Annotated in this window: 17 protein-coding genes and 3 tRNA genes; 3 read left to right on the top strand and 17 right to left on the bottom strand. The window is 41.3% G+C overall.

The features are described 5' to 3' along the window. Positions 1-12 precede the first annotated feature (12 nt). The 3 genes from P20480_RS10740 to P20480_RS10750 form a co-directional block, all read right to left on the bottom strand. A complete protein-coding gene (locus P20480_RS10740) occupies positions 13-525 on the bottom strand; it encodes a hypothetical protein (protein WP_008129036.1) in 513 nt (170 codons plus the stop codon). Between the two features lie 95 nt (positions 526-620). After that, a complete protein-coding gene (locus P20480_RS10745) occupies positions 621-1,070 on the bottom strand; it encodes a low molecular weight protein-tyrosine-phosphatase (RefSeq protein ID WP_008129032.1) in 450 nt (149 codons plus the stop codon). 21 nt (positions 1,071-1,091) lie between these two features. Further along, positions 1,092-1,598, bottom strand: a complete 507-nt coding sequence (locus P20480_RS10750; protein ID WP_008129031.1) for a DUF3087 domain-containing protein — start codon at positions 1,596-1,598, stop codon at positions 1,092-1,094. Positions 1,599-1,744: 146 nt separating this feature from the next. Here P20480_RS10750 and P20480_RS10755 point away from each other — a divergent pair, with 146 nt between their 5' ends. Genes P20480_RS10755 through P20480_RS10765 form a run of 3 tightly spaced genes read left to right on the top strand, consistent with a single transcriptional unit; the run spans position 1,745 to position 3,583 of the window. Next, positions 1,745-2,380, top strand: a complete 636-nt coding sequence (locus P20480_RS10755; RefSeq protein ID WP_008129029.1) for an energy transducer TonB — start codon at positions 1,745-1,747, stop codon at positions 2,378-2,380. 14 nt (positions 2,381-2,394) lie between these two features. After that, complete coding sequence (locus tag P20480_RS10760; protein ID WP_008129024.1) at positions 2,395-2,985, top strand: RNA polymerase sigma factor; 591 nt, start codon at positions 2,395-2,397, stop codon at positions 2,983-2,985. Next, a complete protein-coding gene (locus P20480_RS10765) occupies positions 2,972-3,583 on the top strand; it encodes a hypothetical protein (protein ID WP_008129022.1) in 612 nt (203 codons plus the stop codon). The genes P20480_RS10760 and P20480_RS10765 overlap by 14 nt, the downstream gene beginning before the upstream one ends. Positions 3,584-3,675: 92 nt before the next feature. Here the strand turns inward: P20480_RS10765 and P20480_RS10770 are convergent, their stop codons facing one another. The 14 genes from P20480_RS10770 to xerD form a co-directional block, all read right to left on the bottom strand. Then, positions 3,676-4,821, bottom strand: a complete 1,146-nt coding sequence (locus tag P20480_RS10770; RefSeq protein ID WP_006794360.1) for a RelA/SpoT domain-containing protein — start codon at positions 4,819-4,821, stop codon at positions 3,676-3,678. 279 nt (positions 4,822-5,100) lie between these two features. Then, positions 5,101-6,183 carry a hypothetical protein gene (locus P20480_RS10775; protein WP_008129019.1) on the bottom strand — a complete coding sequence of 361 codons (1,083 nt, stop codon included), beginning with the start codon at positions 6,181-6,183 and terminating at the stop codon, positions 5,101-5,103. 259 nt (positions 6,184-6,442) lie between these two features. Beyond that, the gene (locus P20480_RS10780; RefSeq protein ID WP_006794362.1) at positions 6,443-7,819 is read right to left on the bottom strand and encodes a Na+/H+ antiporter NhaC family protein; all 1,377 of its coding nucleotides are present in this window, start codon (positions 7,817-7,819) and stop codon (positions 6,443-6,445) included. Positions 7,820-7,996: 177 nt separating this feature from the next. Next, positions 7,997-9,649, bottom strand: coding sequence for a penicillin binding protein PBP4B (gene pbp4b, locus P20480_RS10785; protein ID WP_008129015.1), 1,653 nt, complete (start codon positions 9,647-9,649; stop codon positions 7,997-7,999). A gap of 9 nt (positions 9,650-9,658) precedes the next feature. Continuing rightward, positions 9,659-10,834 carry an exo-beta-N-acetylmuramidase NamZ family protein gene (locus P20480_RS10790; RefSeq protein ID WP_008129013.1) on the bottom strand — a complete coding sequence of 392 codons (1,176 nt, stop codon included), beginning with the start codon at positions 10,832-10,834 and terminating at the stop codon, positions 9,659-9,661. Positions 10,835-11,339: 505 nt separating this feature from the next. Next, a tRNA-Arg gene (locus P20480_RS10795) sits at positions 11,340-11,416 on the bottom strand. A gap of 149 nt (positions 11,417-11,565) precedes the next feature. Next, positions 11,566-11,642, bottom strand: a tRNA-Arg gene (locus P20480_RS10800). A 35-nt stretch (positions 11,643-11,677) separates the two neighbouring features. After that, positions 11,678-11,770: transfer RNA gene (locus P20480_RS10805), tRNA-Ser, on the bottom strand. A gap of 128 nt (positions 11,771-11,898) precedes the next feature. Beyond that, complete coding sequence (locus tag P20480_RS10810; RefSeq protein ID WP_008129011.1) at positions 11,899-12,081, bottom strand: hypothetical protein; 183 nt, start codon at positions 12,079-12,081, stop codon at positions 11,899-11,901. 280 nt (positions 12,082-12,361) lie between these two features. Then, a complete protein-coding gene (gene lysS, locus P20480_RS10815) occupies positions 12,362-13,897 on the bottom strand; it encodes a lysine--tRNA ligase (protein ID WP_006793137.1) in 1,536 nt (511 codons plus the stop codon). Positions 13,898-13,923: 26 nt separating this feature from the next. After that, positions 13,924-15,022, bottom strand: a protein-coding gene (gene prfB / locus P20480_RS10820) for a peptide chain release factor 2 (protein ID WP_096801177.1) whose coding sequence is annotated in 2 segments (ribosomal slippage) — positions 13,924-14,946 and positions 14,948-15,022 — 1,098 coding nt in all. Because the reading frame shifts where the segments join, the coding sequence is not laid out codon by codon here. A gap of 144 nt (positions 15,023-15,166) precedes the next feature. Further along, entirely contained in the window at positions 15,167-16,888 is a 1,722-nt protein-coding gene (gene recJ, locus P20480_RS10825) for a single-stranded-DNA-specific exonuclease RecJ (protein WP_008129007.1), read from the bottom strand. Positions 16,889-16,968: 80 nt separating this feature from the next. After that, complete coding sequence (gene dsbC / locus P20480_RS10830) at positions 16,969-17,697, bottom strand: bifunctional protein-disulfide isomerase/oxidoreductase DsbC (protein ID WP_006793140.1); 729 nt, start codon at positions 17,695-17,697, stop codon at positions 16,969-16,971. A 62-nt stretch (positions 17,698-17,759) separates the two neighbouring features. Continuing rightward, positions 17,760-18,686, bottom strand: a complete 927-nt coding sequence (gene xerD, locus P20480_RS10835) for a site-specific tyrosine recombinase XerD (protein WP_008129006.1) — start codon at positions 18,684-18,686, stop codon at positions 17,760-17,762. Positions 18,687-18,737 lie beyond the last annotated feature (51 nt).

Here is an 18,737-nt window from a genome sequence, read left to right as displayed (position 1 = left end):
ATTCAAGACGCCCTAAAATTCGTAACTAATACGAATAGCACCATCGGCTCTTTTTTCGTTGCTGTCACTTGTTTTACCATAGCCCGCATCAAGTATTAGTCTAAAACCACTATTATTTAAGCCGTTAAAGTTATAACTGTATGTAAGCCCAATACCATTTGTGGTTTCATCATCAAATATTTGCCCTAGCGCACATCCAAAAATATTACCTAGCTCGCTAGCAATGTCGTCAGTGTTTGTGCTTTCACATGGTTGGTCGGTATCACGTGCGCCAATAGCCCCAACTAACACACCCAATGCGTGTTTATTGTTATCACTAACTGCGTGTTCAAAACCCACTGAAAAGCCATCATCTAGGCCAATTTTATAGTTTGCGTACCAGCGTTGAGAATTGTTATCTGCCGATAACGACACTTCAGGTACAACCAAGTAAGGGTAGCCACCCCCAATCGAAAAGCTCACATCATTAGCAAAAGCAGAACCCGAACCAAGTGATAAAACCAGTAGTAATATTTTTGTATTCATAATATTCCTTTTGAGTAAGGATAAATCGTACTCAATTAAGGAACAAAGGGCAATAAAACAAATGTTCGGTAATGTAACAAACTGATAAGAGGCACTTACATTTTAGCAAGTATGTTATCGCTGGCCGCTTCTATTAAATCAAGTACGTTTTCAAAGCCGTCGTCACCACCGTAATAGGGATCAGGTATGGCACTTGTGCTTTGCTCCCCGTACTCTAAAAACAACGCTAACTTATAGTGTAAATGCGTTGGGCACTGCTCTTTTAAATCAGTTAAATTTTGTTTGTCGGCTGCTAAAATTAAATCAAACTCGGTAAAGTCGCTAGTGCGAACTTTACGCGAGTGTATTCCTTTAAAGCTATAGCCGCGCTTTTCACCCGCCGCCATTGAACGGCTATCGGGCGATTTTCCTTCGTGATAGCCAATTGTACCTGCAGAATCGACCATCACCTTTACACCCAGGGCTTTTGCACGCGCTTTTAAAACCGCCTCAGCAGTAGGTGAACGGCAAATATTACCTAAACATACAATCAGTACCTTTTTCATAGCGGCTCCTTAGATAAGGCTTTAAAACTGTTTTAATATACTCTCTTCGTAATCGTCAGCATTTAGCGTTAAATTAAACTGCGCGGCAACCGAATCTAACTCAGCTTGCTTAATGGCTAGGTCTTCCATTGTTATAAGGTTGTCGTCAAGCTGCCACAATAAACGCGATCCCGCATAACTGTAATGAATGGCTAATAGTGCAGCAGGGTTACCTTCGCGCCCAGCAGCTTTTAACTTTGGCATTTTACGGGTTATTTTATTAAGTGCCTGTTTTAGCTCCCATACATAAACCACTTCGGTCATGTAAGGATGAGTGCGGTATTTATTTAACAACCACCCTATGGCTAAACTTGTAATAACCACACCAGTTAAGTTCCAATGAAAATGGCTTCCGCTTTCATCCGGAAACAACGCAATCAGCGTTTGCGATATAGCTAAGCTCCCCGCCGCAAGCGAAGCCGCACAGCCCACAATGACACGATTTAAATGCTTACGGTAACGCGCTTTATTTATTTCAATGAGTTGCATAACAGCCTAAAAAGTTAATAAGTAAAAGAATGCGAAACGCTATTGTAACTAAACCCCGCATTTTTTATAAAAATATTTCACCCCTTTTTGATTTGCCACCCGTTATAGCTATGAAAACCACATAATGAGTTAACTAGGAGCGGCTTATGCACACACTTGAAACCCCAAATAACCCAACATTTATAAAAACATCAACCGCCGTTATTGGTGGTGCAGCAATGACCTTTGCCGCCTTTGCATTTATGCAATACCTAATCAGTGGCGACCAACGCGCACCACTAGACCCTGGCAAAGAAATAACGGTTGAAATATTTAAAGTGCCTGAAGATTCAAAAGTAAGACACATAGATAAAATGCCAGAACCACCTACACCAAAAATGCCGCCTAAAGCGCCACCGCGTGTAACACCGAGTGCCGACCCCGTTATGGCAATCAACACGGCGCCGCCATTAATAATGGATGACTTTGGTGACGGCATTAACAATACCCTTAACCGCCCAACGGGAGATGCCTCACCCATTGTGCGCATAAATCCAAAGTACCCAACCACCGCTGCGCGTGATGGAATAGAAGGCTGGGTACAACTTAGCTTTAATATTTCGCCCACTGGCGAAGTAATTGACGCGGTAGTTTTAAACGCCGAACCAAAACGTATTTTTAACCGCGAAGCACTACGCGCTATTAAACGTTGGAAATACCGCCCAAAAGTAATTGAAGGTGTGGCACAATTACAAACAGATCAAACGGTTCAACTTGATTTTAAATTAGATAACTCTATTTAACGGACTAAACGCCTATGCTAATGAGTATTAAAACCTGGTTATTTGAAACGCCCAGCAAAGACTGCATGGCGCTTTATGCAAAAAGTGGAGAAAACCGTCACTTAGAGCAGCTTATTGCCCTCTACAGTAACGATTTATACCACTACCTAGTTACGCAATCTAATACTCACTTAGCATACGACGTAAGCCAGCAAACGTGGCTAAAAGTAATTGAAAAGCGCCACCTTTACAAAGCGCAAACCACGCCTAAAGCGTGGTTGTTTAAACTCGCACGTAACACGCTAATAGACGAATACCGCAAACAGCAACATTTTGTGGAGCTAGACGAAAACAGCCTACAACCTTTGCAAAGTGCCAATCAAAGCGAATTAACAAATAGTGACTCGCACATAGGTGACACACACATAAGCTACGAAGCATTCAACACGGCGCTCAAGGAACTGAGCTTTGTGCAGCGCGAAGCCATCACCTTACAACAAGAAGGTTTTAGCCTTGCCGACATAGAGCTTATAACGCAAAGCAACGCCCAAACCATAAAAACAAGACTGCGCTACGCCAAACAAAACCTAAAACAATTATTAGGAGATTATAATGAACAAGCCTGATGAGCAGTTTGATGAAAAGCTGTCAAACCACTTTAAAGCGCGTAAAGCACGTACCACCCTTTCGCATGCTCAACAACAGACGTTAAAACACAGCGTAGCTCAAAAACAACCTAAAAAGTTAGGCTTTGCCCTGCAACTCACAAGCCTTACCTGCGCTCTGGGCTTACTGGCCTTTATAATGCTCGACAGCAACAACGTAATAAATACCGCCCCTAAAACCGTACTAAACACCATAGACATTCACGACTACTCGTTTATAACAACGCATGAAATAGATCAAACAGGCAGCTACGCAAGCGCCATAACGCAACAAAAACGCGCGCTCGACACCCAATTAGCAAACGATTTACGCCGCCACCAGCAACGCCATATAGAATACGGCACGCTCGTTAAGGTCGACAACGACTGGTACATAGCCAGTTGTAATGACGAGGTGCTAGTGCAAATTAAGCAGTCGCTCTTAAGTGATTTAAAAACTAAACACGCGGTAGAAAGTGGCATAAACACCGGCGACATGCTGGCCATGGCACATAACGGCAAAGGGCAGATTGTAGGGCTTAAACATGCGAGGGGTGGAGTGAGACAATGCGAGGCTTAGTGAGATTCCGTAGTAAATTAGGTAATAATCACCACTAAGAACAGTTACCAAATCATTTCGGATACAGATTAATTTAAAATAACCTGTTTAGCTCAAAGCTCTCCTGCAAACTTCATTCTTTTCTTCATATTTAACTTAATGGGATTGTCAATCTTAGTCAATAACTCTAGATATTTTAGGAAGTTGGTAGAATCTGCAAAGTAGTTTGGGTATGCCTCTTTTATACCTCCAACATTAGAGGAAGAAACAAGCGCGACTACTATACCTTCCTCTTTTGCAGCATGCTTCTCTGCTTCGATATATTTTTTTTCTGCATCTCTTTTACCATTAAGGTCATCAGCAAATAAGGTTGATGTTAAATTATGATCTTTAAAGTTAATGACTAGTAGTATATAACCAGCTTCACTTTCAATTTCTATAAGTTGATTATCAATGACCTTTAGAGAATTAGCAAAAGCCCCTAAGCGCTCGAATACATCTAAATCCTTTAAATAATATTGGCACAGTTTGTGACTATAAATTAAGTCAATATCATTACTACTACCTAATTTTTTTGCAAATTTTGAAACTTGTTCCTGTTTTTCTAATTTTGAAAAGGCAGGGATTCTTTCTATTATTTCAAATTGCTCACTTGTAGCACTGAAAAAGTCTTTCCACTTATCCTCTCCAATACTTGACTTTAATGCTTGACCGGTAAATAGATCTACTATTTCCAATCCTGTTGCCCAATAGTGCTGAATTCGAGTCCTCAGCTGTATCTCAATGTTTTTTATTTCACCATTACAGTCAGTAAATCGTCCTATTAAATGATAACCTCGATAACCATCTTTTTTTGGAGATGTAATATAATCTTTATACTTATATTTACCATTTTCGCATTGAAATTCAGGCAGTAATTTTAGGCTTCGCACTACTTTTCGTAATTTTTTCTCGTCTTTTAATATTACTCTACACCCACCTATGTCCTGCATATTCTTAAGTTTCATCGTATTAAATCTCTTTAACTTGGAAACAATAGAAGGGTGACGCTTTAGCCTTTTAGCAAAGATAGCATCACGGTCGTGAGGCAATGCAACTTTTACTAGTATTGAAAATGCAGTATCTAAGGCATTTTCAAATGAAAACCTCCAAAAAGATAAAACATCCATGCTTTTAGAAAATAAGACAGGATCATTATCGCCTAGATTTGGCGATAAAAGTGTTTCACCAGCTTTAATTACTTGCTTCCCTGAATACATGGCTACCCTAGTTTAGAAAATATTTACATAACTAAAAGTTTAACTAATTCTTATAGTAAATCATAAAATTTTAAATAAAAGACAAAAGTTCTTAAAAGCAGTGCTGCACTTTTGAAACCTGATAATGAGAGACATGCCTTGTTTATCTTAGCTAAAAAGTGAAACACACACTTATCAATTACCAACAATAATTTTTCTGTATAAGTTTAAAAATAGATCCCATTTAACTCTGTGCAGTACGAATATCTCAGTTCTCAAATAGTTACTAAGATGAACTGACTACCTAGCAGGCTTGTAGTGTCGGATATAACGATAGTCGAATGTATTGTTATCAAGCTCGTCGCAATAACTATTAAAATCGTCACTGAGCATCATTTGTACGTCGTTTATAATCGCTTGCTCTTTAACATGTTTATCAAAGCTTAATAATAGCTGGCGGCCTTGCTTGGCATCAACAAGGCACCCAAAGTTATAAATAGCGAATAACCTTGCAAATTTATCTCCTACTTCTTCTGCTTGTAAAAGCAGCGCTTGTCCTCTGTCGTTATTAATAATACGGCCAAGAATAAATTGAGCGCGAGAATCTGATTGTTTATCAGCTAAATAACGCAATATAACTTCGGCCTGAAAGCTGTCTTGCGGAAAATCACCATGATATTGTCCTTTTTCATCAAAGTGACGGCCTGAATAATAAGCATAGGCATAAGTTAATGCTTTTTTTATGCTCATACTTGCAAGGGTTTCATCGTCAGTGCTTATATGCTTGTTTCTGAACTGCTCTGCTTGTTTGTCATAATGCGCTTGTTCAAATTCTATGGCTTTACTTTCTTTAAAAAGAATCACGCTTACAACGGTTAAAAAACAAGTTGCTAAAGACAAGCCCGTTACTAAGGGAAGCACAACAAACCAGCGGTTTTTAAACTGTTTTTGTTGTTGGTATTCGTCTGATTCGAACGCGCTATCAAAGGCTTTATGTTCGTGAAAAGGGATGTTAATACGTGAAAAATACATAGCACACCACGCACCCACTATGTATACACCCACAACAATAACAGCAAGGACATTACCACCTAATAGCATGTCTAATTGCAATGCAGAAAAAACCACACAAAAGTGCGCTAACACCCCAATAAATGCAAATATACGCTCATAGCCTCGCCCATGAATTCTCACAGCTAAGCCAATTAACACGCCGCTTATAATAAGCATGGCAATACCCGCGCCCGGCTTTAACTGATAAATAAATGCCCATAGTACTAAAATTGGCATACTCCAAAAGGCCGCACCTAACGCTGCCGACTGCGATGTTTGATTTTTTATTTTTTGAAATGCACTATTTTGGGCTTCAAGGTCGGCTCGCATCGTAAGTCCTTATACTGTTGTTAAATTTGATAATAATATAACTAGGCTTCAGTTTCAGCAGGAATTTATAAGGGAAATTTTATAAGTGGCTGGCTTTATTTGTGCCTTTATAAAATACAGATTTACATTATCGGGCTTAATTTTATCAACACATAATTGTGAATGATGTGATAAACCTATTTAACTTATTCATTGTTTGCAATATAGAACAAAAAAGCCTGCGATTAAGCAGGCTTTTAAATATTTGAGTTCCGAGCTTTTACAGCACAATAATGCTAATAACCAAATAAGCAATAAAGGTCAGTGCGCCACCAAATAACGCGTACGGTAGCTGGGTTTTAACGTGAGTGAGTAAGTCACACCCCGATGCAAGTGCCGACACTGCGCTGGTGTCGGATATAGGCGAACAGTGATCGCCAAATATACCGCCGCCTAAAATAGCACCGACCACAAGTGAAGGTGGCAAACCCAGTGCTTGTATGAGCGGTACGCCAATGGGGATAAGTATGGCAAACGTGCCCCACGATGTGCCTGTAGTAAACGACATAACCGCCCCTGTTAAAAACAGCACAGGCACTATTAAGTAAATAGGTAAGTAGTCGCCTACCAATGACGCAACAAACACACCCGTACCTAGCTCTTTTAAGCTTGCACCTAGCGTAAGCGAGAGCAAAACAATACTTACCAATGGGAGTAATTCGCCCATGCCTTTAAAGCCAGTATCAACCAATTGGTGGTGGGTAAATTGGCGCGAACTAATCATTAGTAAGTAAGCAACCACAATCGCGAGTACAGTTGCATACAATACCGATTTAGAGCCGCTACCTTCTGCCAACACACCGTTACCAGTGTAGAACATAAAGCCTACCATGCTGGCAATTAGCGTAAATAATGGCACTAACATAAAGCGCGCTTTAGAGCCTTTTACTTCTTCTTTTAGCTCGTTTGTTTGTAGCTCTAATTTTTGTTCGGCCTCTTTCATTGGGCCGTGTACTTTATCAAACGCAATGGTGTAAAAAACAATAACCAAGGTAATTATGGCGTAAAAGTTATACCCAACGCTGCCCCACAATACCGATACCGCCGATTCGCCCAATTCGTAATTACCTAATAAGCCCAGTACAAATGCCCCCCAGCCGTTAAGTAGTATTAAAATACACACAGGGGCACTGGTACTATCTATAATGTAGGCAAGGCGTGCACGGCTCATTTTAAATTTGTCGAACAGGCCACGCGACAAAATACCCGACGTAAGCACGCTTAGGTTTGACTCTATAAACACCGCAACGCCAGTAAACATAGTTAAAAAACCAACTTGGCGTTTACCTTTTGCAACCCCTTTGTTCATTAGTAAATTAACCGTTGCCGCTACGCCGCCAGATTCGCGAATGTAGGCAAGTAAAGCACCTATTAAAATACTAAATATGAGTATGCGGCTGTTACCCGGCGAACTTGCCACCGAGATAATACGCTCTATGGTATTTAAAAATGTTGTAAATACGCTATTTCCTTCCCCTTGTAGGGCAAGTAAAAACTCAGAAGACGCCACGGCAACTAGCAGCGCCATAATGACTTCTTTGCGCCAAAACACGATAGCAATCGCAATTAGCGGCGGTAAAATAGAATACCAATGCATAAAAAGTTAACCTTAATTATTAACAACCCGCGCTCAAACGCTTATATGTTAAGCCCAAAACTTAAAAAGTGGCTTAATGGAGTAAACCGCCTAGCTTAATGGATTGATGTTGCCAAGTCACCTGCAAATAAGCCATTGGGCGTAACTGTATTAGCCCATTTTAACCTATACGATAATTTATTGATTTAACAGCGCTTCGTAAACAAGCGATACCACAGATCCATATTGTGCGGTTTCGAATTGTTTGCCTGTAAATTCATAACGTTTTTGTGTGCCTTTAATTGCAGTGTGGCGCGCGTTAGTAAGCAAAACAATGGCCAAGTCGTAAGCGGGATCGATTACTGTTACGGTGCCTGTCCAACCGGTATGGCCATAGGCTTGTGCACTGGCATAAGGGCCAAAGTGCCAACGCCGTGCTTGGTTATTGCCCGCAAGCCTAAAACCTAGGCCGTACGTTTCGTTAGTGCTTTGCGGCGTTAAAAACTGCGCTAAGGCACTTGCACTAAATAATTGTTTGTCGCCGTAGCCACCATTATTTAATAATAGCTGGCAAAGCACCGCTAAATCGTGGGCGTTACTAAATAACCCGGCATGCCCAGCAACGCCGCCAAATGAGTAAAATGCGCGTTCGTCATGAACTTGGCCTTGCAACACATGTGTACGAATATTATCAAAAGTTATGCGCCCATCGCGGGTGTTGCCGCTAAGTTCGGTGGCTGCAAATTGACTGCGCTCAAAGCCTTTTTTAAGTGGGTTAAATAGCGTATTACTCAGTGCAAGGGGTTTATAAACGTGCTGCTCTAAGTACTCGTCTAGTGGCTGCCCTGTTATGCGCTCAACCAATACACCTAAAATCATGTAATCAATATCAGAATACACATGTTGCATTGGCTTTTTATTATTAAGCGGCACTTTGGTGAGCAAAAGCTGTTTAGTGGTTTGGCTATTTTGAGAATAAAATGCATCGCCTTGCTGTGTATCTTTTCGGTGAAAATCAAACACGGGTGGGTAGCCTGCGCTATGAGTAAGCAACTCTTTTACTGTGCGTTGCTCTCGCCCACCGCCTGTGTATTCTGTTAAATAACTTTGCACGGGGTTGTTTATATTGAGTTGCCCTTCGCTTATTAGTTTCATGAGTGCAAAGTTAGTGGCAAATATTTTAGTGTTTGAGGCTAAGTCGAATAGAGTATTGGTTTGCATAGGCTCTGGGCGCAGTAGCATTAGATCGTTTTGCTGGTACTGCTTTGCATCACCATAAGCTGTGAGTTTTATTAGCTCGCCATTTTTAACAACCGCCAGCACTGCACCAGGAAACCCCGCTTTAATATCACGCTCAATCAGTTCATCAACGTCAGTAAAATCAACTGGCTTGTTAGGCGTTAAATTTAATGTAGGAAATGCAAAACGCAGCGTTAAGCTTGCGCCTTTAGGTAAAATATTTTCTACCTTAAATGTGTTTACCCCATTATGAGTATGCGCCGCTAAGCTGTAATTATAAAGCGTATTAGCGGTTAACGTATTGGTAGCAAGTTTTTGATTGTTTATGTAAATATCGGCACTTTCGGCGCTGTGGTTTTGTATTAATAATTGGCCGCGCCCTTTATACGCTTTAAATGTGCCACGGTTGTTTACATAAAACCGGCTACTTGGATTTGGCTCAGGAAAGCTGGCTACAACTTGTGCGTTTGGCAGCTCTATTAGCTGACTTTTAATCAGCACTGGCTGCGATTTTAATGAGTTATGTGTACTACTGCAGCCTACAATAATTAAACTCAAAGCGGCTAACCATGCGTTTTTTATGAAGCGAGTATTTTTTAAAATAAATAACATGGTTAAGCCTTACTCATATAACAAATAAGGCGCTCGTTGCGCTTTAAATTGTGTAAGGCCACGTTGCCAACTTTGCTTTATTTGCTCAACCGACTGCCCTGCCTCTATAGCTAAACGCAGTTTATTAGTACCTGCCAATTTATCCATAAATCCAGCGCGTTCAAAAAAGTCGACGTTATGTTTATTAAGGGTGGCGTAGGCGTTTATTAAGTACGTTAAATTTAGCCCTGTGCTGTTTACTTGCCTTAAATCAAGGCCATGTATCGTTGTATTTTTAAATTTAGGGTTTAAAGCAGCGCCTTTAATAGCCCGCGGTGTAAAATTAAAATCCCCTAATTTTACCGGCGAATAACCAATAACCTGAAACGCAAAATCGGTGCCGCGGCCAATACTCACAGGGGTTGCTTCAAAAAAGCACAGCGATGGGTAAAGCGCGATTGATTGATCGTTTGGTAAATTAGGGCTGGGTTTTACAGGTAAGCTATAACGAGTTGTGCGTGTGTAACGATCAACCGGGATCACGGTGAGCTTTAGATCGGTGGCTTTATTGATCCAGCCCTCGCCTTTGATCATGTTAGCCAGCTCACCTACCGTCATTCCATGTAGCACGGGTATTGGGTGCATGCCTACAAACGATTTAAATTCGCGCTCAAGAATTGGCCCGTCAATATAGGCAATATTGGGGTTTGGCCTATCAAGCACTATAAATTCAACACCTTGCTCAGCCGCAGCCTCCATCATGTAATGCATAGAGCTTATGTAGGTGTAAAAACGTACACCCACATCTTGAATATCAAAAACAATAACATCTACATTGCTAAGAGCTTCAGCGCTTGGCTTTTTATTTTTACCGTAAATAGAAATTAGTGGAATGCCGGTTTTGCTATCTATGGCGTTTTTAACATGAGCACCGGCGTCGTGATCGCCTCTAAAACCATGCTCGGGTGCAAAAATTTTGGTTATGTTTATATTTTTAGTAAGCAGACTGTCAACCAAGTGTGCTTGCCCTACTAAAGAGGTTTGATTTACCACTAACCCAACACGTTTGTTTTGTAATTGCGGTAAGTACACTGCCGGCTGTTCAGCCCCTACGGTTACTGAATGCTTTGCTTCATTCGCATGTGTGGTAATAGTAAAAAGCGCACTTAAACTCAATAAAAATATAAAAAATACGGTTTTAAACATACAGCAAGATCCTTTTAAACAAGGTGTTTAAAATACCACAGCTTAAGTTAAAGAGCAGCGAATGCTTTTGAGTCGATACATAAGTAATTAGAAGCTACGCTTCTCACGCGAACAAGCTCTACGTCTACGACGATTTAAGCTTCAGCGTTTAATTACTCATAGTGGTTTTGAACTACTCATTTACTCCTCTTTTATTTCTCTTTGTGCAGTTATTTTTAAGAGCGTTATTCACAAAGAGGTTTAGAGACGCTGCGCTTTTAGAGAAGGACTAAATGGAAGATTTGGCAGTATGTATCATTAGGTTTAACTGATATCTGAAAGCTTTCTCAAATTTCAGGCATAAAAAAAACCGACTTAGCATCGGCTTATGTATGAAAGTGGTGGGCGCAGGACGTACCTTCTAAGAGTGAACCTCTGACCGTCGGGTTCGTGGCTTGCTATTTTCCCATATTCACTTTATTTCAGGCACAAAAAAACCGACTTAATGTCGGCTTATTTATGAAAGTGGTGGGCGCAGGAGGATTCGAACCTCCGACCGCCTGGTTCGTAGCCAGGTACTCTATCCAGCTGAGCTATGCGCCCACTTTTACTATTTGCTTTTTTATACTCAAAGCAGAGTGTGTAAAAAGTGCTGGAAGCAGGACGTATCTTGTAAGAATGAACCTCCGACCGATTTGGTTACAAACCAAACACTTTAACTTATTTATACTCTAAGCAGAGTGTGTAAAGAGTGGTGGGCGCAGGAGGATTCGAACCTCCGACCGCCTGGTTCGTAGCCAGGTACTCTATCCAGCTGAGCTATGCGCCCATCTTTACGTTTACAAGATTTCGCCATTTAAAAAATGGTGGAGAGGGAGGGATTCGAACCCTCGATAGAGCTACAAACTCTATACTCCCTTAGCAGGGGAGCTCCTTCGGCCACTCGGACACCTCTCCGTCTTGTGGGGCGTATAATAAAGATTTCAGAAAATATGTCAAACACTTTTCTATCAAAAGTGTCTATATGGTTACAGAACACACATATGTTATGTTTTTATATTAAAGAAGCCTAATTTTTAAGCTAATTAACTCTCTTCGTTAGGCGTAAGTGTGTCGTCGGTTGGGTCGCATTTATCTTTTAAACTAGCTAGGTACTGCTCTTGATAACCTAGTTGTTGAAACTCTGCAATGCATGCTCGGTAAAAAGCTTCTCGCTCTCGCTCTGTTTGACTGAGTTCTTCCGACTCTTCGATAGTTTTATCTGTCATTTTATTATTTTGTAAATCCGTTTTTATTATTTACAGCACCTAAAGAAATTAGGCCGTTTAAAATTTGGCCATAGTGTAGCTAATAAAGTTACAAAAATACAACATAATGTTTAAAAGTTACCCATTAATTTGTTATATACACATAAAATTTTTCATATAGATAATGACTAACTATCAACAGCTTAATATATGAATAATGATCTTATTAGCTATGAATAAACAAAGTAAAAACAAAAACGCCGCAATTAAGCGGCGTTTCAAGGTGTTATTTTCGTTAAGCTTAGTCAGCTTGCGGACGCATATGCGGGAATAAAATAACATCTTTAATTGTAGATGAGTCAGTAAATAACATTACTAATCGGTCAATACCAATACCCTCACCAGCTGTAGGCGGTAAACCGTACTCTAGTGCGCGTATGTAATCTTCATCGTAATGCATTGCCTCATCATCGCCTGCGTCTTTTTCTTCAACTTGGCGAGTAAAGCGTTCTGCTTGGTCTTGTGCATCGTTAAGCTCCGAGAAACCATTTGCAAGCTCACGTCCGCCAACAAAAAATTCAAAGCGGTCGGTAACAAATGCATTGTCGTCGTTACGACGTGCAAGTGGCGACACTTCCCATGGGTAACCTGTAATAAATGTAGGTTGGATAAGCATGTGCTCAGCCGTTTCTTCAAATATTTCACATAAAAACTTGCCTGGGCCCCAAACACAGTTTTCAGGAATTTTAACGTGCACTTGTTTCGCGTACGCTTTTAATTCTTCAAAGTGGTTTTCTGGGTCATTAAATACCGCAGCATCAAACTCAGGGTTATATTTTAAGATAGCATCAGCCATGCTTAGGCGCTCAAACGGCTTACCAAAGTCGTACTCTACTGAGTCGATTACTTCGCCGTTTTCATCTTTCGTTGTATTAACAACAATTGGGCTGCCTAAAACGTTTGTTGCAACGGTACGTAGCATGTCTTCGGTAATGTTCATCAGATCGATGTAATCGGCGTATGCTTGGTAGAACTCAATCATAGTGAATTCTGGGTTGTGACGCGTTGATAACCCTTCGTTACGGAAGTTACGGTTAATTTCAAATACGCGGTCAAAACCACCTACCACTAAACGCTTTAAGTAAAGCTCTGGCGCAATACGTAAATACATGTCGATATCAAGCGCGTTATGATGAGTCACAAATGGACGCGCAGACGCACCGCCAGGAATAACCTGCAGCATTGGCGTTTCTACTTCCATAAAGTCACGATCTGCTAAGAAACGACGAATACCTTCAACTACTTGTGAGCGAATACGGAACGTTTCGCGCGTTGCTTCGTTAGTAATTAAATCAACATAACGTTGGCGGTATTTTGTTTCTTGGTCTGAAAGGCCATGAAATTTTTCTGGTAATGGGCGTAGTGACTTGGTAAGTAATTCGTACTCGGCCATATCTACGTATAAATCGCCTTTGCCTGATTTGTTAAGTGGGCCTTTAACACCAATAATATCGCCAATATCAAGCTGACCATATTTTGCTTTTAAGTCTTTTTGTACGTCTTTTGATGCGTAAACTTGTACACGGCCTTTCATGTCTTGAATAGACATAAATGGACCACGCTTGGCAAGAATACGACCAGCAATTGATACTACGTGCTGTAGCTCAATTAATTCTTCTTTTGTTTTATCACCAAACTCAGCTTGCAAATCAGCCGTGTAATGTTCACGACGGAATTGGTTTGGATGACCGTTGGCTGGGCAATTTTCGCGAATAGCATCTAACTTGCCGCGACGCTCAGCGATTAACTTGTTTTCGTCTTGGATTTTATCAGTCATTTTTTAGCTCTTTATTAGCTTGGTGGTTATAGGCCAGATTTAAGGCTGGCTTCAATAAATTTGTCTAGGTTACCGTCAAGTACCGATTGGGTATTGCGGTTTTCAACGCCGGTGCGTAAATCTTTAATACGCGAGTCATCAAGAACGTATGAACGAATTTGACTGCCCCAACCAATATCTGATTTTGCATCTTCTTGCGTTTGTTTTTCAGCATTTTGCTGCTGTAGCTCAAGCTCAAATAATTTAGCTTTTAATTGCTTCATTGCTTGGGCTTTATTTTTATGCTGCGAACGCTCGTTTTGACATTGCACTACCGTGTTTGTAGGCACGTGAGTAATACGTACTGCCGATTCGGTGGTGTTAACGTGCTGACCACCTGCGCCCGATGCACGGTACACGTCTATACGTAAGTCAGACGGATTAATATCAATTTCAATGTTGTCGTCTATCTCTGGGTATACAAACGCAGAGGCAAACGATGTATGACGACGGCCACTTGAGTCAAATGGGCTTTTACGAACTAAACGGTGTACGCCTGTTTCTGTACGTAACCAACCGTAAGCGTATTCACCAACAAAGCGAACTGTTGCGCCTTTTATTCCGGCTACATCGCCATCGGTTGCTTCTACTAGCTCAACTTTAAAGCCTTTTGCTTCGCCCCAGCGTAGGTACATGCGAAGTAACATGTTACACCAGTCTTGAGCTTCAGTGCCGCCTGAACCTGATTGTAAATCAAGGTATGCATCATTTGCGTCGTGCGTGCCCGAAAACATTCGACGAAACTCTAAACCCTCTAATTGCTCGTTTAGGCCTTCAAGCTCTGCATTTGCTTCGTCAAAGGTGTCTTCGTCTTCCGCTTCTATTGCAAGCTCAAGCAAGCCTTCAACGTCATCAGCGCCAGCAACTAAGTTGTCGATTGTTTCAACAACCGCCTCTAATGCTGACTTTTCACGGCCAAGTGCCTGTGCGCGTTCAGGTTCATTCCATACAGCTGAATCTTCAAGTTCGGCGTTAACTTCTTCTAGGCGCTCTTGTTTAAGAGCGTAGTCAAAGGTACCCCCGAAGCAGTTCAGTACGATCGCGAATTTCCTTGATTTGATTAATCACAGGATTCACTTCAAACATGTACATTACTCCAAAATGGCTAGATTATTACGGCCCGACTTGAGGAATATCCGCAATAAATTATCGTCAAATGATAAAAACGCCCGATTTTAACAAAAAATCGCGCGCTTTATTAGCCTTTTATGCATGTATTGTGCATATTTTTTAGTGCACTTTTTCAAGCTCTCGTACAATTAGCTGCAAGCTAAATTTACCTCTAAACTCGTTTATATCAAGTTGATAAGCCACTTTAACAAAGCGTGCTTCGGTATCTGGCCACTCTTTTACGTCTATACCAAAAGCAATAGCGTCAACTAATCGCCCTGATTGATGTTTAAGCACCAGTTTTAAATGCTTTTCACCAACAATACGTTGCTGAATTAATTCAAAGGTATGTTCAAACACAGGCTCTGGAAATTGCTGCCCCCATGGGCCTGATTGCTTTAATAATTGGGCAAACTCCATGGTAAAGCAGTCGTTTGGCAGCTCGCCGTCGGTAAATACAATACAACGCTTACTTTCTTCGCTTAATTGCGCACTGACTGCGGCATCAAACGCTCTTTTAAAGTCGTTAAAATTTTGCTCGTCTATGCTTAAACCCGCAGCCATTGCGTGGCCACCAAACTTATTTATTAAATGGGGCGTGGCGGTATTTAACCCTTCGAGTAGGTCACGCATATGCAGCCCTTCAATAGAGCGGCACGAGCCTTTAATTTCGCCATTTTCACCACCGGCAAAAATAACGGTTGGGCGGTGGTACTTTTCTTTTAAACGGCCAGCCAAAATACCAATTACGCCTTGGTGCCAGTCATCTTGAAACAAACAAATAGCATCGGGAATGTTATCGTCGGTAAAGGCGAGCCTATCAAGCACGGCTTGTGCTTCAGCTTGCATACCTTGCTCTATTTCACGCCTTGCATGGTTTAAGCTGTCGAGTTCGCTTGCGATACGCCTTGCTTGGTTTATATCGTTACTCAGTAAACACGCTATGCCCAAACTCATGTCGTCTAGTCGCCCTGCTGCGTTTAAACGTGGCGCAAGTGAAAAACCAAAATCGCTGGCGCTTAAACGCGCTGCATTTCTGTTGGCCACTTCAATAAGTGCTGTAATACCTGGGCGTGTTTTACCACTGCGAATACGCGCTAAGCCTTGGTGTACTAATGTTCGGTTATTTGCATCAAGTGCAACTACATCAGCGACTGTGCCCAGTGCAACTATGTCTAATAAGTTTGCTAAGTTAGGCGGTGTTTGTTGCGTAAAGTAACCTTGTTCGCGCATTAGGCTTCTTAGTGCAATTAATAAGTAAAACGCAACGCCTACACCAGCAATAGACTTTGACGGAAAGTTACATTCGTGTCTGTTTGGATTTACAATGGCATCGGCATTGGGAAGCTGCTCACCTTGTAAATGGTGATCTGTAACCAACACTTTTATACCTACCGATTTTAAAATATCAATACCGGCAATACAGGATATACCGTTATCTACGGTGATCACTAAATCGGGCTTTATTTGTACTATTTGTTCGGCCAGTGCGGGGCTTAAGCCATAACCTAAGCTAAAGCGGTCTGGAATGAGGTAATCTAAATTTTGAAAACCAAACATTTGCAACCCCTGCATTAAGGTTGCAGTACTGGTTGCGCCATCGGCATCAAAGTCGCCCACAATTAAAATGTGGCTTTGCGCCTTAAGCGCATCGACTAGTAATGCACTTGCTTTGTCGATGTCTTTAAACAATTTATAATCGTGAAGCGTAGCAACACCGTTATCGAGCTCTTGGGCATCAACCACACGACGAGTCGCGTAAATTTGTTTTATAACCGGATGCAAATGACTCGGTAAGTGCGAGTCGTTAACGTTTTCGCGCGCAATGATCAGTTTTTTCATGCAGTTTTTTTAACTTATTAAGTCGTATTAAAAAGACAAAAAAAGGCCATTAAGGCCTTTTTGTAAACGTAAACACGTTATTAAGATGCTTTATTAGCATCTAACGCTGCTTTTAATGCAGCAGCAGGTTGGTAACCTGGGATCATTGTGCCATCGTCTAAAATAATGGCTGGCGTGCCACTAATACCAAAGCTTTGGCCTAGCTGGTAGTGTTCAGCAATGGGTGCACTACAACCTGCAACTGCCGTGGTACTCTCACCAGCTTTAGCTTCTGTTAACGCCTCTTGCTGATCTTTTGCACACCATACATTCATTAAATCTGCATAGCCTGAACCTTGAAGGCCACCACGCGGAAACGCTAAGTACTTAACGGTAATACCCGCATCAAGTAAATCGTTTAGCTCACGGTGTAATTTACGACAATAACCACAGCTAATATCGGTAAATACAGTGATGCTGTGTTTTTCGTTTGGTGCTTTGTACACAATCATCGACTCTTCGTATTCTGTAATACCTTCAGCACGTACGCTATTTAAAGCTTGTTCTGTTAGGTTATTACGGTTGTCTAAATCGATTAACGTGCCTTGCATTAAAAACTGGCCGTCTGGGCTTGCGTATAACACGCCTTTATTTGTAATTAGCTCTTTTAAACCAGCTACTGGGCTTGGATTTATTTGCTTAACCGTAACGCCAAGTGCCGCAAACTTAGTAACAATAGGATCATTAGCATTTGGCGTTACTGCAACGTCATTTGCCAATGCACTCATACTTGTGCACAACATGGCACCTGCTAACATTAATTTTTTCATAACTTCTCTCTATCCTAAAAATACTTAATATATTGACCGGCTTAATACTATTTAATTTCAAATTAAGCGCGCGGATGATGCTGCGCGTGTACCGATTTTAACCGTTCATTAGCAACATGAGTATAAATTTGCGTTGTTGATAGGTCGCTGTGTCCCAGCATCATTTGCACAACACGTAAATCGGCCCCGTGATTTAATAAATGCGTAGCAAATGCATGGCGCAATGTGTGGGGTGATAATGGCGATTCAACCGATGCCAAAATAGCATAGTGTTTGATTCTATGCCAAAAGGTTTGTCGAGTCATGCCCACACCACGCTTTGACGGAAATACAAAGTCGGTGGCGTGTTTGATCATTTGTGCGCGGCCCACTTGTAAAAAAAGCTCAAGCCAATGCATGGCTTCTTCGCCCAGCGGCACTAAACGTTCTTTGTTGCCTTTACCTTTTACAAACACAACCGCTTGGCGTAAGTTAATTTGCTCCATACGTAGCCCAACCAACTCACTGACACGCAGGCCTGTGGCATAAAGCAATTCAAGCATGGCTTTGTCTCGTAACCCCATGGGTTCTTCAGTATTGGGGGCGTTAAGAAGCGCTTCTACTTCGGTTTCAGAAAGTGTTTTAGGTAACGATTGCCCCGCTTTGGGTTGGGCAATATTTAGCATTGGTGTGTCGGTAATCATTTTTTCACGCACAAAGTACTGATAAAACCGTTTTAGCGCACTGATACTTCTCGCTGTACTGCGCGGCTTTAGGCCTAAATCAACCCGATGCGCTAAGTAGCTTTCAATGTCATGCCCTGTTACCGCCATTAAGTTTTCGCCTTTTAAAAACTGGCAAAACTTATCTAAATCGCTACGGTAAGCACTTAATGTGTTTTCGCTTACACCTTGCTCTAAATAAAGGCTATCTAAAAAGGTTTCTAGGTAGTCGCTATTGGTGCTCATACTGCTTTTATTTTCTGAAAAATCGTCAGATAGCGTTGTCACATTATGCTCTCATGCTTTGCTAAGGTATCAATTAAAAATACCTTACGGTAA

This window comes from Pseudoalteromonas sp. BSi20480, from assembly GCF_000241365.1.
Classification (GTDB): Bacteria; Pseudomonadota; Gammaproteobacteria; order Enterobacterales; family Alteromonadaceae; genus Pseudoalteromonas; species Pseudoalteromonas marina.
Note: the sequence above shows the minus strand (reverse complement) of the source record. Positions and strands in the feature narration are given on the sequence as shown.